Annotated in this window: 9 protein-coding genes, 1 tRNA gene and 6 pseudogenes; 8 read left to right on the top strand and 8 right to left on the bottom strand. The window is 68.3% G+C overall.

Features of this window, described 5'->3' with window-relative positions; translation table 11 throughout:
* Positions 1-238: 238 nt before the first annotated feature.
* The 4 genes and pseudogenes from ACWD6R_RS11630 to ACWD6R_RS11645 form a co-directional block, all read left to right on the top strand.
* Positions 239-535 (top strand): annotated as a pseudogene (locus ACWD6R_RS11630) (trehalase-like domain-containing protein); the annotation flags it as partial.
* A 211-nt stretch (positions 536-746) separates the two neighbouring features.
* Complete coding sequence (locus ACWD6R_RS11635; protein WP_451818521.1) at positions 747-1,808, top strand: polyphosphate kinase 2 family protein; 1,062 nt, start codon at positions 747-749, stop codon at positions 1,806-1,808.
* 54 nt (positions 1,809-1,862) lie between these two features.
* The gene (locus ACWD6R_RS11640; RefSeq protein WP_451818522.1) at positions 1,863-4,586 is read left to right on the top strand and encodes a cation-translocating P-type ATPase; all 2,724 of its coding nucleotides are present in this window, start codon (positions 1,863-1,865) and stop codon (positions 4,584-4,586) included.
* Positions 4,583-4,747, top strand: a pseudogene (locus ACWD6R_RS11645) (SulP family inorganic anion transporter); the annotation flags it as partial. The gene ACWD6R_RS11640 and the pseudogene ACWD6R_RS11645, both read left to right, overlap by 4 nt.
* A gap of 270 nt (positions 4,748-5,017) precedes the next feature.
* On the opposite strand, the gene ACWD6R_RS11650 reads toward ACWD6R_RS11645, so the two are convergent.
* Both ACWD6R_RS11650 and dcd read right to left on the bottom strand, forming a co-directional pair.
* A complete protein-coding gene (locus tag ACWD6R_RS11650) occupies positions 5,018-5,527 on the bottom strand; it encodes a phosphoribosyltransferase (RefSeq protein WP_451818523.1) in 510 nt (169 codons plus the stop codon).
* Positions 5,528-5,536: 9 nt separating this feature from the next.
* The gene (dcd, locus tag ACWD6R_RS11655) at positions 5,537-6,112 is read right to left on the bottom strand and encodes a dCTP deaminase (RefSeq protein ID WP_037695496.1); all 576 of its coding nucleotides are present in this window, start codon (positions 6,110-6,112) and stop codon (positions 5,537-5,539) included.
* A gap of 492 nt (positions 6,113-6,604) precedes the next feature.
* Here dcd and ACWD6R_RS11660 point away from each other — a divergent pair.
* Positions 6,605-6,678 (top strand) — tRNA-Gly (locus tag ACWD6R_RS11660).
* Between the two features lie 117 nt (positions 6,679-6,795).
* Here the strand turns inward: ACWD6R_RS11660 and ACWD6R_RS11665 are convergent.
* The 3 genes and pseudogenes from ACWD6R_RS11665 to ACWD6R_RS11675 all read right to left on the bottom strand — a co-directional run bounded on the left by ACWD6R_RS11665 (position 6,796) and on the right by ACWD6R_RS11675 (position 8,147).
* The gene (locus tag ACWD6R_RS11665; RefSeq protein ID WP_451818524.1) at positions 6,796-7,365 is read right to left on the bottom strand and encodes an AAA family ATPase; all 570 of its coding nucleotides are present in this window, start codon (positions 7,363-7,365) and stop codon (positions 6,796-6,798) included.
* Between the two features lie 35 nt (positions 7,366-7,400).
* Positions 7,401-7,628: pseudogene (locus tag ACWD6R_RS11670) on the bottom strand (hypothetical protein); the annotation flags it as partial.
* A 9-nt stretch (positions 7,629-7,637) separates the two neighbouring features.
* The gene (locus tag ACWD6R_RS11675; RefSeq protein ID WP_451818525.1) at positions 7,638-8,147 is read right to left on the bottom strand and encodes a GNAT family N-acetyltransferase; all 510 of its coding nucleotides are present in this window, start codon (positions 8,145-8,147) and stop codon (positions 7,638-7,640) included.
* A gap of 815 nt (positions 8,148-8,962) precedes the next feature.
* On the opposite strand from ACWD6R_RS11675, the gene ACWD6R_RS11680 reads away from it, so the two are divergent.
* The gene (locus ACWD6R_RS11680) at positions 8,963-9,178 is read left to right on the top strand and encodes a DUF6243 family protein (RefSeq protein WP_030927449.1); all 216 of its coding nucleotides are present in this window, start codon (positions 8,963-8,965) and stop codon (positions 9,176-9,178) included.
* 499 nt (positions 9,179-9,677) lie between these two features.
* Here ACWD6R_RS11680 and ACWD6R_RS11685 read toward each other — a convergent pair whose 3' ends face one another.
* Complete coding sequence (locus ACWD6R_RS11685) at positions 9,678-10,952, bottom strand: LAETG motif-containing sortase-dependent surface protein (RefSeq protein ID WP_451818526.1); 1,275 nt, start codon at positions 10,950-10,952, stop codon at positions 9,678-9,680.
* A 662-nt stretch (positions 10,953-11,614) separates the two neighbouring features.
* Here ACWD6R_RS11685 and ACWD6R_RS11690 point away from each other — a divergent pair.
* Positions 11,615-11,701: pseudogene (locus tag ACWD6R_RS11690) on the top strand (DNA-binding protein); the annotation flags it as partial.
* Between the two features lie 161 nt (positions 11,702-11,862).
* On the opposite strand, the gene ACWD6R_RS11695 reads toward ACWD6R_RS11690, so the two are convergent.
* Positions 11,863-12,144 (bottom strand): hypothetical protein, encoded by a 282-nt coding sequence (locus ACWD6R_RS11695; protein WP_451818527.1) that lies wholly within the window; start codon positions 12,142-12,144, stop codon positions 11,863-11,865.
* A gap of 508 nt (positions 12,145-12,652) precedes the next feature.
* On the opposite strand from ACWD6R_RS11695, the pseudogene ACWD6R_RS11700 reads away from it, so the two are divergent.
* Positions 12,653-12,958 (top strand): annotated as a pseudogene (locus ACWD6R_RS11700) (DUF7008 domain-containing protein); the annotation flags it as partial.
* A 42-nt stretch (positions 12,959-13,000) separates the two neighbouring features.
* Here ACWD6R_RS11700 and ACWD6R_RS11705 read toward each other — a convergent pair.
* Positions 13,001-13,642, bottom strand: a pseudogene (locus tag ACWD6R_RS11705) (polysaccharide deacetylase family protein); the annotation flags it as partial.
* Positions 13,643-13,666: the final 24 nt, after the last annotated feature.

The following is a 13,666-nucleotide window of genomic DNA, read 5'->3' on the forward strand; positions in this document are numbered from 1 at the left end:
CCGGACTCAGAGGCTGTCGGGTGACCTGCGCGCGGAGGGGCCGGTGACGACGATCAATCGGCGAGGGGACACAGATGCCCGCCCATCGCCCTCGGCGTGCGACGAGCCGACGTGCGGCGCACGCTGTGAGAACGGAAGCCTCAAGAATCCTCGTACCTTTCCGGGTTCTTCGTAGCGCGCTGCCGCTCTGATCCCACCTGAGCCGCCGGCCCCGGAGCCTCGGGTGAGCGGCTCACGCATGCCGACCGACCAGGCACCTGAGTCACCGCGGCACAGCCCTGGCGAAGGAGGGCTTGTGAACGGCTACCCGCCCATCGCCGAGCACGGCATGGCCGGTGATCTTCAGACCGCCGCGCTTGTGTCGTCCGGGGGAACGATCGACTGGTGGTGCGCGCCGCGGTTCGATTCCCCCAGCGTCTTCGCCTCGCTGCTGAACAGTGCGCGCGGCGGTCATTGTCGGCTCGCCGCGGAGTTTCCGGACGGTAACGACGCGACGGTTCACCAGCTGTACCTCTCCGACACGGCCGTCCTGGGCAACCGCTTCCTGGCCCCCGGCGGCGTCGGTGAAGTGGCCGACTTCATGACACCGCTCGAACGCCGGGCCCGGAAGGTGCTCAGCGTCACCTGCGCGGCGGTGGAGGCCGAAGCCGCTCCTCTCCCCGCCGGCGGCGGGGAGCGGTCCGCGACGGTGGCGAGGGCCGGGACGCGCGGCGCTCACCGTGACCGAAGAGAAGGGCTGATCGGTGATGGCGGACGAGAGAGCCGAACGCATCGCGGAGTTCATCGGGCCGCTGCGGGTGAAACCGGGCTCGAAGGTGAACCTGGGCCGGGACTTCGATCCTCGCTACAAGGCCGGCCTGAGGAAACGCGACGGGGTCGAGCTGCTGCGGACCGGGGTGTCCCTGCTGGCGGAGTACCAGGAACGGCTGGCCGCCCAGGACACGTACGGCGTACTGCTCTGTCTCCAGGCGCTCGACGCCGGGGGCAAGGACGGGACGATCCGCCACGTCATGAGCGGCGTCAACCCCCAGGGCGTGCGGGTCAGCAGCTTCAAGGTGCCCTCCACCGAGGAACTCGACCACGAATACCTGTGGCGTTACGCCCGTCGGCTGCCCGCGCGCGGAGAGATCGCCATCTTCAACCGCTCGCACTACGAGGAGGTCCTCGTCGTGCGGGTGCACTCCGAAAACCTCGTCCGGCAGAAGCTGCCGGACGACGCCGGCGGCCCGGGGGTATGGGACCGCCGCTACCGGGAGATCAACAACTGGGAGCGCTACCTCACGGACAACGGGTTCAAGGTGGTGAAGATCTTCCTGAACCTCTCCAAGGAGGAGCAGCGCATCCGCTTCATGAAGCGGATCGACCTGCCGGAGAAGAACTGGAAGTTCTCCGCGGCCGACGTCAGGGAGCGGCGCCGGTGGGACGACTACCAGCACGCGTTCTCCGAGATGCTGTCGGCAACGAGTACGAAGTGGGCGCCCTGGTACGTCGTGCCGGCGGACCGGAAGTGGTTCGCGCGGATATGCGCGGCGGCGGTGCTCGCGCACACCCTGATGGACATCGATCCCCAGTACCCCGAAGTGGGGGAGCAGGCCCGGAAGGATCTGCTCGCGACCAAGCGGGAGCTGGAGCAGGAGGCCCCCGCGGGGGCCCCGGCCGACCCGTACGCCTCCCGGCATCCGACGGCTGCTCGGACCGCGGACGGGAGCCGCACGTCGGCGGGCGGCAGGCGCGCGTCCGGCACCAGGCGGCCGACGACGACGACGACGAAGAAGAAGAAGAAGAAGAAGAAGAAGAAGCGCGGCTAGGGCCCGGCGGACTAGCCCGAATCGGCCAGGTCGGACCGGATCGGAGGCACGACGATGACGGTGCAGTCAGACGCCGGAGGAGAGCGGCCCAGGGCTTCGGAGGACGGCTGGTACGCGCGTTCTCCCGAGGAGGTCCTGGCGGCGCTCGGTGTGGATCCGCAGGTCGGTCTCTCCGCGGCACGGGCCGCCGAACTCATCGCCGTTCACGGCCCGAACGCACTGCCCGAGGAGAAGCGGACTCCGGCCTGGCGCCGGTTCCTCGAGCAGTACCGCAGTTACATGCAGGTCGTCCTCGTGGCCGCGGCGGTCGTCTCGCTGCTCATCAGGGAGTGGGGCACCGCGATCCTGCTGTTCGCGCTGACGCTGCTGAACGCGGTCGTGGGCCTGCGCCAGGAGGGCAAGGCCGAGAGCGCGATGAACGCGCTGAAGTCGATGATGAAGGCGACGGCCCGGGTGCGCAGGGACGGGACGGAGTCGGAGATCCCCGCCGAACGGCTCGTCGTCGGCGACATTGTGCTCATCGCCGCAGGCGACCAGGTGCCGGCGGACGGACGCATCATCGAGGCCAACGCCCTGCAGATCGACGAGTCGGCGCTCACCGGCGAGAGCGTTCCCGCCGCGAAGGACGCCGACACGCTGCCGGGCGGCCGACCGGGACCGGGTGACCAGACCGACATGGCGTTCATGAACACCCCGGTCACCCACGGGAGCGGCGTACTCGTCGTCACCGCTACCGGCACCGGCACCGAGCTCGGCAGGATCTCCGGGATGCTGTCGGCCACCGAGAGAGAAGAGCCGCCGCTCACCAAGGAACTCAACACCCTCACGCTGTGGATCACCGGGGCAGCGGGCCTGACTATGATCGTGATGTTCGCCCTGGGCCGCGAGCGGGGACAGGCCTGGGACGTGCTGTTCGTCAGCGCGGTCTCGCTGGCCATCGCCGCCATCCCCGAAGCCCTGCCGACCGTGACCCAGGCGATCCTGTCCGTCGGCAGCCTCAACCTGGCCAGGCGGAACGCCATCGTGAAGGAACTGCCGTCGGTCGAGACCCTGGCGTTCACCTCGGCGATCAACTCGGACAAGACCGGCACCCTGACGATGAACCAGATGACCGTCGTCGAAGTGGTGAGTCCCACCGACCGGTACACCGTCTCGGGCACGGGCTACGGACTCGAGGGGAAGATCCACCATGCCGCGGGTTCCTCCGCGGGCATCGAGGACGCGATCCTGCCGTACGTGGTGGCCGGCGACGCGAAGCTGGTGGACGGCCAGGTGGTGGGCGATCCCACCGAGGGCGCGCTGCTGGTGCTCGCGCACAAGGCCGGGCTGGACATCGACGCCACGAGAGACGGCCTTCCCCGGCTCGCCACACTGCCGTTCGACCCCGGCTACAAGCTGATGGCCACCTTCAACTCGACGGTCGACGCGACTGGGCGGCAGGTGGTCCGATGCTTCGTCAAGGGCGCGGCCCCGGCGGTGATGGCGCGGGCCACCACCGCACTCGCGGCGGGCAGGACCCTCCCCTGGGACGCCGAACTGCTCCGGCGTGCCGAGGCGCGGACCGAACGCATGGGCGGCGAGGGGCGCCGGGTGATGGCCGCGGCCACCCGTGATCTGGACCCGGACGGCTTCGACCCGGACGGAGACCTGCTCGCGTACGTCACCGAGTTGCGGATGACCAGTCTCGTCGGCATGGTCGATCCTCCCCGTGAGGAGTCCAGGGCCGCCGTGGCCGACGCCCAGGCGGCGCACATCCGGGTCCGCATGGTGACCGGCGACGACGTCACCACCGGGGCGGCGATCGCCCGGCAGGTCGGCATCCCCGGCGAGGCCGTCCTCGGCGCCGAGTTCGCCGCCATGACCGAGGACGAGCAGCTCGCCCGCATCGACGGCATCGGCGTGGTGGGGCGGGTCGCGCCGGAGCACAAGGTACTGCTCGCCAACACGCTGAAGAAGCAGGGTGATGTCGTGGCGATGACCGGGGACGGCGTCAACGACGCACCCGCCATCAAGGCCGCCGACATCGGCATCGCCATGGGCAGCGGCACGGACGTGGCGAAGAACGCCGGACGCATGATCCTCTCCGACGACAACTTCGCCACCATCGTCTACGCCGTGGAGCAGGGCCGGAAGATCTACGACAATCTCACCAAGTACATCCGGTTCGTGCTCCTGCTGCTCGTCACCTTCGTACTGACGTTCCTCGGGGCCACCGTCTTCAACATCGCCGCCGGCGAACCCTTCACGCCGCCGCAGGTCCTGTGGATCCACTTCGTCGTCAACGCGTCCTTCGGCTTCGCGCTCGGCTTCGACCAGGGAAGCCCCGGACTCATGCGACGCAGGCCGCGTCCGCGAGCGGAGTCGGTGCTCACACGGCCCGTGCTGGTCACGGTCGGGCTCGGCGGACTGGCGATCACCATCGTCCTGCTCGGACTGATCAAGCTCGGTGTGGCCCGCTTCGACAGCGTCGAGACCGGTCAGTCGATCGCGTTCACCGCCTTCGCGCTCTGTCTGATCGTGGCCGCCTTCGAATGCCGCAGCGAGACGGACTCGGTACTGACGACGTCCACCTTCGACAGCAAGCAGATGAACTGGGTGGCACTGGCCCAGTTCGTACTCGCGGTGCTGGTAACCCAGTTGGACGGCTTCCGCCGCATCCTCGGGACGACCGAGATCAACGCACGGCAGTTCGGCTGGGCGCTGCTGGCCGCCTTCGCGCTCCTGGTCCTGTGGGAACTGGGCAAGTTCCTCGCCCGCCGGTCGAGGGACACCGGGTGAGCCGGCCCTGTCCCGTGCCCCGTGCGCCGGGGCTCGCCGTTCTCAAGGGTTACCGGCGCGGCCTGGTGCGAGGCGACCTCGTGGCCGGGATCACCGTCGCGGCCTCTCTTGTGCCGCAGGTCATGGCGTATGCGAGCGTCGCCGGTCCGCCGTCGGCCGCCTGTCGGCGATCCTGAACGAGAACGGTGACGTCGACAAGCACCCGACCCCGACCGACGGGACCTCCAGCTGGGACGCTTCGGTTGCCGTGCGACCAGCGGCCCGGCGGCCAAAGCAGGGCGGGGGTGTCGACGCCTGTCCTCGGGCCGTGCGTGAGCGGGCTGAGAACGCTCCGGACGATCAGGCATCCGGCACGGAACGGGTACGCGAAGGGTTCGCTGGGTTACACCCTGTGCCCAGCGCTCAAGAGGAGCTGACCGCCGCCTCGGCAGTTACAGCGCCTCCTTGGAAGGCGTGATGGGCTCGCCCGACTTGCGTACCGGAGGCAAGACGCTCCACGGAAAATTGATCCAGCGATCGGTCTTCTTCCACACGTACTCACACTTCACGAGCGAGTGCGGCTTCTCGTAGATGACTGCGCTGCGCACCTCGGCGACGTGCTCGATACAGAAATCGCGCACCAGCTTCAGCGTCTTCCCGGTGTCCGCCACGTCATCGGCGATCAGGACCTTCTTGTCCGAGAAATCGATGGCGTTGGGAACGGGCGCCAGCATCACCGGCATTTCCAAGGTGGTGCCCACGCCGGTATAGAACTCGACATTCACCAGATGAATGTTCTTGCAGTCCAGCGCGTACGCCAGCCCGCCGGCGACAAAGACCCCGCCCCGCGCGATGCTCAGCACCACATCCGGCTCGTAGCCGTCGTCGGCCACGGCCTGCGCCAGCTCGCGCACGGCATGACCGAACCCGTCGTACGTCAGATTCTCTCGTACGTCAGTCATGGTCCGGTATCACACCTGGGTCCGGTGGAAATTCATGAACGAACGCGAAGCCGTCGGCCCGCGCTGCCCCTGGTAGCGCGAACCGTACCGCTCGGAGCCGTACGGGAACTCCGACGGCGAACTCAGCCGGAACATGCACAGCTGGCCGATCTTCATGCCCGGCCACAGCTTTATCGGCAGCGTCGCAAGGTTCGACAGCTCCAGCGTCACATGCCCGGAGAACCCGGGATCGATGAACCCGGCCGTCGAATGCGTCACGAGCCCGAGCCGCCCGAGCGAACTCTTTCCCTCCAGCCGCGACGCAAGATCGTCGGGCAGCGAAATGACCTCGTACGTCGAGGCAAGCACGAACTCGCCGGGGTGGAGGATGAACGCCTCATCCCCGTCCGGCTCGACCGTGCGCGTCAGATCCGCCTGCTCGACGGCTGGGTCGATATGCGGATAACGGTGGTTCTCGAACACCCGGAAGTAGCGGTCGAGCCGCACGTCGATGCTCGATGGCTGCACCATCGACGGGTCGTACGGATCAATGCGGACCCGCCCGGCGTCGATCTCGGCCCGGATGTCCTTATCTGAGAGAAGCACGCCCCGAGGATACGCAGAACGCGCGGGCCCGCCCCAACCGGACTGTCCCGCGCGTTCTGCCACGACCGTCTGCCGCCGCTCCTGCCCCCTGCTTCTACCGCCGCTCGAACTCCACCGGAACTGCCTGCCGCAACCGGGCACATCGCGGACAGCGGATAAGCCGCCCGGGACCGATCCGACCGGCCCCGAGCTGCTGCAGCGGGAACGAAGCGGTAGCGAAAATGTGCCCTTCGGCGCAGCGGACGACGGTGTGCTCCATGGAGTCCATCAAGTCCCTTCCCCAACAAGCCTTGGACGAGAAAGCCACATTAGGGGATGAACAGGACGCCACTCCAGGCGGCACTCCGACTACGTACGCTACGCCCCCAACTCCCGCCCACAGCAACCGCATCCACCCTTGGCGCATGACACGCAGGCCCCCGGTTCGTACACCGGGGGCCTGCCATGGGGTAGAGTGTGCGACGATGCATCGCTGATCATTCAGTGCGCTTCGCGGGTGTAGTTTAATGGTAGAACATGAGCTTCCCAAGCTCAGAGCGCGAGTTCGATTCTCGTCACCCGCTCCATGCAAAAGCCCCAGGCCAGCGGCCGGGGGCTTCTCTTATGTCTGGGCCTCTCACGACTTGACGTGCCCCAACTCGCGCACCTGCAAGATCTGCAAGAATCGCTCACTCCGGAGCAGCTCAGGCCCGGCAGAACGTGAATCGCCGGGCGGCTTCCGCAGGCGTGACCCCTTGTCCCCGCCCAGGGACGTCGTACACGAGGGCAGCACCTTCCACGCGCAGCCGCGCACCGTTCCCATCCCGTGTCATGGTGGCAGCGTAAGCGCTGACGTCCGCAGCAGAGACATCGTCCCTCCCCCGCTCCTCGTTCTGTCTGAGCAGGTCCGCTTCGCTCTGAGGGAAGCGGAGCACGGTCGTCGGCGCACCGTATCGTTCCGCGATGGCCACAAGGCGTGCGCGTGCTTGCGGTCTGACGTTCGTCGATTCGGCGACCGCGATCCTGCCCGCAGCGAGTCTGTCGGTGATCCGGCGGTCACGCTCGTCGAAGACCCGCGCATCAGCCGCGTCGGAGGCGACATCCGCCCCTTCGCCCCCGAAGAACTCCGCACGGATCTCGTCACTGGAGACGACGGCTGCCGAGTCGAGCCTCCCCTGAGCGACCAGCTCACGAACGAAGGCGGTCTTGCCTGAGGCCGGCGGTCCGACGAGCACGACGAGTCCTGCGGGGATCACCATCGGCTCGAAACTCATGACGCTTGGCCTGGCAGGGACAACAGGCTTGCACGATCGGGGCGGCTGTAAGCCACTCGTTCGGCTTCCTGGGCGCATGCGATGAATTCCTTGATCGCCTGGAGCTGTTCGGCCCGGCGCGCCTCGCCGCTGGCTCCCCTCAGCCGTCGTTCCTCGGCCCGCTGCGCCGATCGCTGGGTGGCACGCTGGGAGAGGGCCGTCAGCCCGCCACCGAGCGCGACACCGGTGAGCGAGAGGACCAAAGTCCACACCTCCAAGGCCATGGTGTCCCCCTAGGACAAGTCCTTACGCATCAGCGTGCACATGGTCTCGTACCGGCGCAGCGAACCGTCAGGCGCCTCCACGTCCCAGGCGTCCGGCAGGCTGCCGTAGGCCACGTACCCCAGGCGTTCGTACAGCGCCCGAGCGCGTGGATTGCTCTCCTCCACCCCGAGTTCCGCACGCCGCAGGCCACGTGCCCTGATGCGGTCCTCCGCGGCGCGGATGAGCGCGGTGCCCAGACCGCACGACTGGAGGGCCGGAAGCACCCCGAGCTGCCACAGCGTGCCGGCGCCGGCCGCGACCTGGTAGTCGACGCCGCCGATCGCCACCGGAAGACCCACCGGTGTACAGACAGCCAGGTAGTCCACTTCCCCGGCCGCCGCACGCTCCAATTCACGTGCCACCTGCCCCAGGTGGGTCGCCGACCCGGACCAGGAACAGGCAGGCAGATCAGCGGCCGCCAGATCACGGACGAGGACAGGGACGACGACCTCGGCCGCCCCAGCAGGCAAGAGACTCATGCACCTATCCCAGCAGTCCGAAGAAGATCTGCACAGTGGATTTCGGCGCAGGGTACGAGCCCCGAACGGCGCGTGCCACTACGTGCCGGTCAGGGCGGTCAACAGCGGTCAGCCGTGACCTTCCCGCAGACCTCGGCAGCAGCCCGCCGGCAGCACATCCCAGCAGGCCACGATCCTCTGTGGGCTCAGATGGCGGGTGATTCCCAAGCTCAGAGCGCGAGTTCGATTCTCGTCACCCGCTCCACGATGAAGGCCCTGGTCGGAGAGCAGGGCCTTTTTTGTTGTCTAGACCTCTTTGACGCGTGCCATGCGCGTGCCGTAACTGCCTTGACCTCGCCTCAACCTCGAACTTTCGTGACGGGCCGTCGGGTTCTCCGGCGGTCCGTTTCGCTTGTCGGGTCGGTCATGGGTAGGCCGATGACCCGGCTGTCGCGTCGGTGTCCGCCGGGTTCCACGGATCCGGTGCTCATGCCGCCAGTGTGCTCGCGACCACTGACCACGCCCGCGGCGGCCCAGTAACGTCCATCTGGACCTGCCCCGGCCGCGCGGCGACCACCGGCGAGTGCTGGCGGTGCTGAGATTCCCGGAAGGAAACGGCTGACCCCGGGCGCTCACCGAAAGCCCGGCCGACGCCGGGGCGGCGAAAGGCTTGGTGTGCGGGGCCGACGGAACCGGGTAACGTCTTTGTCATGTTCTTCCAGACGCCGATTTACGAGTGAGAGCGTGATGGGCCCCTGCTGACGTCCCTCGACGTCGCCGCGCCCGTCCCCCACCGATGAATCCGTAGATCACTTCACATCATTCCGGGAGAACCCATGACCGTGAGCAAGAACATCAACAACCCCGTGGGCATGGGCGGCGGCCAGCGCAAGAGGCTGTCCCGCGCCGAACGGCAGAATAATGGTCCGCACCGCAACCTCGACCGCAAGGGTGCCGCCGACCGGAAGGCGGAGCTGGTGCGCAAGATGCGCGAGAAGGCAGGCGCAGCCGAGGGCGCCGGGCAGACGGGCGACGACACCGCACAGAGCTGACGCACCGCCGCCGCAGGGCGGCACCGCACGGGGCAGGGCCCGGACCGCGACGCACGGTCCGGGCCCTGCTGCCGTACCGGGGCTCTGCGGCCGTACCGGGCGCGGCCGGTCCCGCTCAGCTCTCGGCCGACCACCCGCGTCTCAGCCGCCCGCACGGGGGTGGGCGTGCCACTACGTGCCAGTCAGGACGGTGAACAGCGGTAAGCAGAGGCCCGAACGAAGCCACTACGGCACGCCCCCAGGGGCGCGTTTCCCCAGGTCAGAGGCGGGCAAGCCTACGCAGTACCGGGTGATTCCCAAGCTCAGAGCGCGAGTTCGATTCTCGTCACCCGCTCCATGCAAAAGCCCCAGGCCAGCGGCCCGGGGCTTCTTTGTTGTCTAGACCTCTCAGGGCCGGGGCGGCCGTGTCACCGCAGCGGGCCCGACACCGCTCGGTGTCGGGCCCGCTGGGCGGTCAGCGCGTGGGCCGGGGTGCCTGGTCGGCACCCCGCCTCATGCGTCAGGCGTGGGAGCCGGCCTTGCGACGGCGTACGACGAACACCGCGCCCGCGCCGATCGCCAGGGCCGCGCCGCTCGCGAGGGCCAGCTGCGACGTCGCGGAGGACGAGCCCGTGGCGGCGAGGCTGCCGCTCACGGGACTGGCCGACGCGCCGCTCTGCGGCTTGAGGTCCGAGGTGTTCGGCTTGGTCGTGCTGGGCTTGGCATCGTCGACCTTGCCGGGCTTGCTTCCCGCGGCGGCGATCACGAACTCGTAGCCCTCGAGGTCCGGGTTCCCGCCGCAGGTGCCGTTGTCGTTGAAGTAGTCACCGGCGACGAAGGTGATGCCGTTGCCCGCGGGGGCCGAGGCGTCGATCGTGAGGCGCATCTTGACGTCGGCGTGGGCGCCCGCCTTCAGCGGGCTGATGGCGTCCATGTAGTGCTCGTTGTCGACGGTCTTCCACGTCGAGGACGAGGCGGACGACCACTGCAGGTGCACCAGGTCGTCGATGTCGTTGAGCCCGCTCCGGTCGGTCGCGTGGACGTAGGCGAACGGAAGTACCTCGTCCATCGTCTTGTCGGTGCCGTTGGTCACCCGGAGATTGAAGTTGACCTTCGTGCCGGCGACGACTGTGGACGGCAGACCCGTGACGACCGTGGTGAGCTCGGCCTCGGGGACGCAGCCCTCGCCGCCCTCACCCTCCTCCTCCTTCGCCTTGGCCAGCGCCTCGTCGGCGGCGGTCTTGTCAGCGAGCGCCGCCTCGGTGGCCTTCTGCGCCTGGTCCAGCGTCCGGGCTGCGGCGACCCGCTCGTCGTCACGCGCGTCCAGGGCTTCCACGACCTTGGCATCGGCGGCGGCCTTGGCATCGGCGGCGGCTGCGGCGGCGGCTTCCGCCTCGGTGAGAGTCGTCGCCGCCGCGGTCTTCTCCTCCTCGGTGGCCGTCTCCGGGAGGGCGTCGACCGCCGCCTTGGCGTCGACGACCGCCTGGTCGGCGTCGGTCTTCGCGGTGGCGGCGTCGGCCGCCGCGGCCTCGGCGGCCTTGGCCGCCACGGCCAGGGGAGCGGTGTCGGACAGGAGCGCTTCCAGAGCCGCGTAGGCGGCACTCTCGGCCGCAACGGCGTCGTCGTACGCCTCGTTCGCTGCGGCGGCGGCCTTTTCCAGCTCCGCGATGGACGGCTTCTCCTGCGTCTGCGCTGCCGGCTTGTCGTCGGCGAACGCGGGGGTGACCGACAGCAGGAGGGCAGGCGTGGTCACTGCGGCGGCAACAGCTGTGGCAAGAATCCGGCGAATCTTCACAAGAGCCCTTCGGGGTCCGAAAAGAGAAGAAGGGGTCGCAGCGGAATGGGACACGCAGATGCGACTTGAGGTGATCGTATTACCGGGGCAACGGTCGACCGTCACGAGTTTTTCACCTGTTCCGGCCAACACCACAACACCGGGACAGACAGAAAAGGCGAAAAGGTGCAGTTGCTTTCACTGCCTGTGCTTTCGCTGTGAGGAATGCCACATGACCCTGGACGCGTCGTTCTACGCCTCTCCGGCGCCGCCCCACCTGGCGAGCACCCGCACCTCCGCGTACGCGACCCTGCCGCCGGAGCGCATCTCATCTCCTTCCTCAGCACCTGTGAAGTCTCGCGGGCCAGCCCACTCTGCGGTTCCGCCTTGCGGTACCCCTGACGTCCAAGCTCCACGCAGTGGGTGCGGTACTGCCACCACTCGTGGGCCGCGTCGAAGCGCCCCCGCTCGGCGGTCTTCCCCGTGCTCAGCAGTACGAAGGGGATACCTCGGCCCCAGAAGGAAAAGGCGTCGACCTCGGGGCAGTCTCGGGACAACGAGAACACTCGCACCCCGTGCGCCTCCAGAAGATGGACCACGTTGGGAATGGGGACGACACCCAACCCCCACCGAGCACCGATGAGTTCGGCTGCGCGCTCGGCCGGACATTCCGCTGAGGCTGCCAACCAAGGCCGGTCGCGCTGCTGACGTCCGACAGCGACGACATGACCAGACTCTGCGGTAATCACGTCCGGATCATCGCCCTCTGACCCATCGAATGAGCTTGGCGTTCCCTGCCCTTGGACGTCACCAGGATTCTCTCCCTGCGGAGTGATCGAGACATGGCACCGGCCGCTCCCTGGGACGCGCCTGCGCCGAAGGGGCAGGCGCAATAGCTGGGGGCGCTCGGGGCAGTTGGAACTCTGGCCTATCAGCGGGGCGGGGCAGGGACCGCCCAACCGTAGAGTTCGTCGAGGCCGATGAGCAGGACACGGTCGTCGCCACGTGCCGCTTCGGTGCGCAACGCATCACTGAAGCCTGCGGCGCTGAAGCAGGCGAGCGCGCACTGGGTGGTGTCCATGGCTCGTCCGGCAAGGAGCTCCCGCGCCCGGACGAGCCGCTCCAGGTGGCTCATCCCCATGACCGTGCCCCACTTCGCCTCGCCGAGCAGGTGCACCGTCGGCTTCCTACCGCCGGACCCGGGTTCGGGCACGGCGACATCGATCTGGATCTCCTCCGTGCGGCCTGGTCGGTCACCACGCCGCCGCCGACCTGACCCAACGCGGAGCTGAGCAGGGACCGCCCCGGCCCGAGGACGTACTCCCGGCACATCGTCTCGAAGTGCGGCCCGGCGACCTGGGCTGCGAAGCGCTCCGCCGACTGTGCCCATACGTCCGACGCCTGGCCGGCCTCCAGGCGGGCCCAGGAGGGCCGCATCACGGCCTCGTAGAAATTGATCAGGGGCTCAGTGATGCGGTACTGCGACTTCCCGGCCCTGAAGATGTCCACTTCCCGCACCGACAGGTTGGCTGTCCTCCAGCACCTTGAGGGGGTGCGAGATGTCCACCGACTTACGGCCGATGTACCCGGCGATCCCACCCCTCGTGGTGTTGCCCTGAGCCACTGCGGCAAGGACCGAGTGATACAGCGCGGTGTCCCGGATGTCCGCCTCCTCGATCCCTCCCCCTCGCGGGTCCGGGAGAACGGAAGGCCGCCGCGTCATGCTTGCAGCACATCAGGCACCCGGCGCGCGGGTCCTGGACATCGTGAAGGACCTGATCAGCGAGACGCACGTGCCTGCTGCGCCAGCACTCCGATACCGGGTATCAGGGCTGGCAAAACGGAGTCAGTGGGAGGCCGTGTGGGCGCGGCAGTGGCAATTGGGTCTCGTGCAGCGAGACCCGGCCGGCCAGAACGACGGCGGCATCGGCCCAGACTCTCCCGCCCCTCCGCGGTTCACGGCCGCAGACTTCGTCAAGCCCTCCTATTGGCAGCAGCGCGGCAAATTCGACCTCCCCAACGAGCGTTTCACGTCCTTTCTGCCGCCCTTCTCCAACCTGTCACAGAGGGGTGGCGACCATGGTGTCCACACCGGGACGCTCGAAGTCTTTGGAGTCGACGTTCCAGCCCAACGGTCGCATCCCCCGGGACGCGGCGAGCTGCCGGCTGTACGGGGTGAAAGCACCGCCCGGGGCCCGGTAATACTGCGGCCGGACGCCTCCGGACGCCTTGGTGATCATGCGTTCGGCATCCAGGATCTGCTGGGACTGGTATGCCTCGGACTTGGTGTCCATGGTGGTGTCGTGCGAGACCGCGTGGTCGCACAGCCGGTGCCCGGCCGCCACGACCTCTTTGACCAGGTCCGGGTGTGCCTGGGCCTGCATGCCCACCATGCAGAACGTAGCCTTCACACCGCTGTCCTTCAGCAGTTGCAGCACCTGCGGCGTCCAGACCGGGTCCGGTCCGTCGTCGATGGTGATGTTGACGCCCCGGGCGCCGCGGTCCGAGGCGTGCGCGATGTCCGCCGCCACCTTGGCGACGGTCCCGTCCTGGGACCGGGCGTCCGGCGCTGCGACACGCGCTTGCGGCTGCCGCCCTCCGGCGGGGTCGGCCTGCGCGGTCCACACCGAGGTGGCAGCGGCCACCGCCGTCACCCCGAGCGCCGCCGCGAGAAGCCGGCCGTGCCATCCCCTTCCCTTGTGCCTTGCCATGTCCGCCCGCCCCTTTGCTGTGTC

This window comes from Streptomyces sp. NPDC005151, from assembly GCF_053599875.1.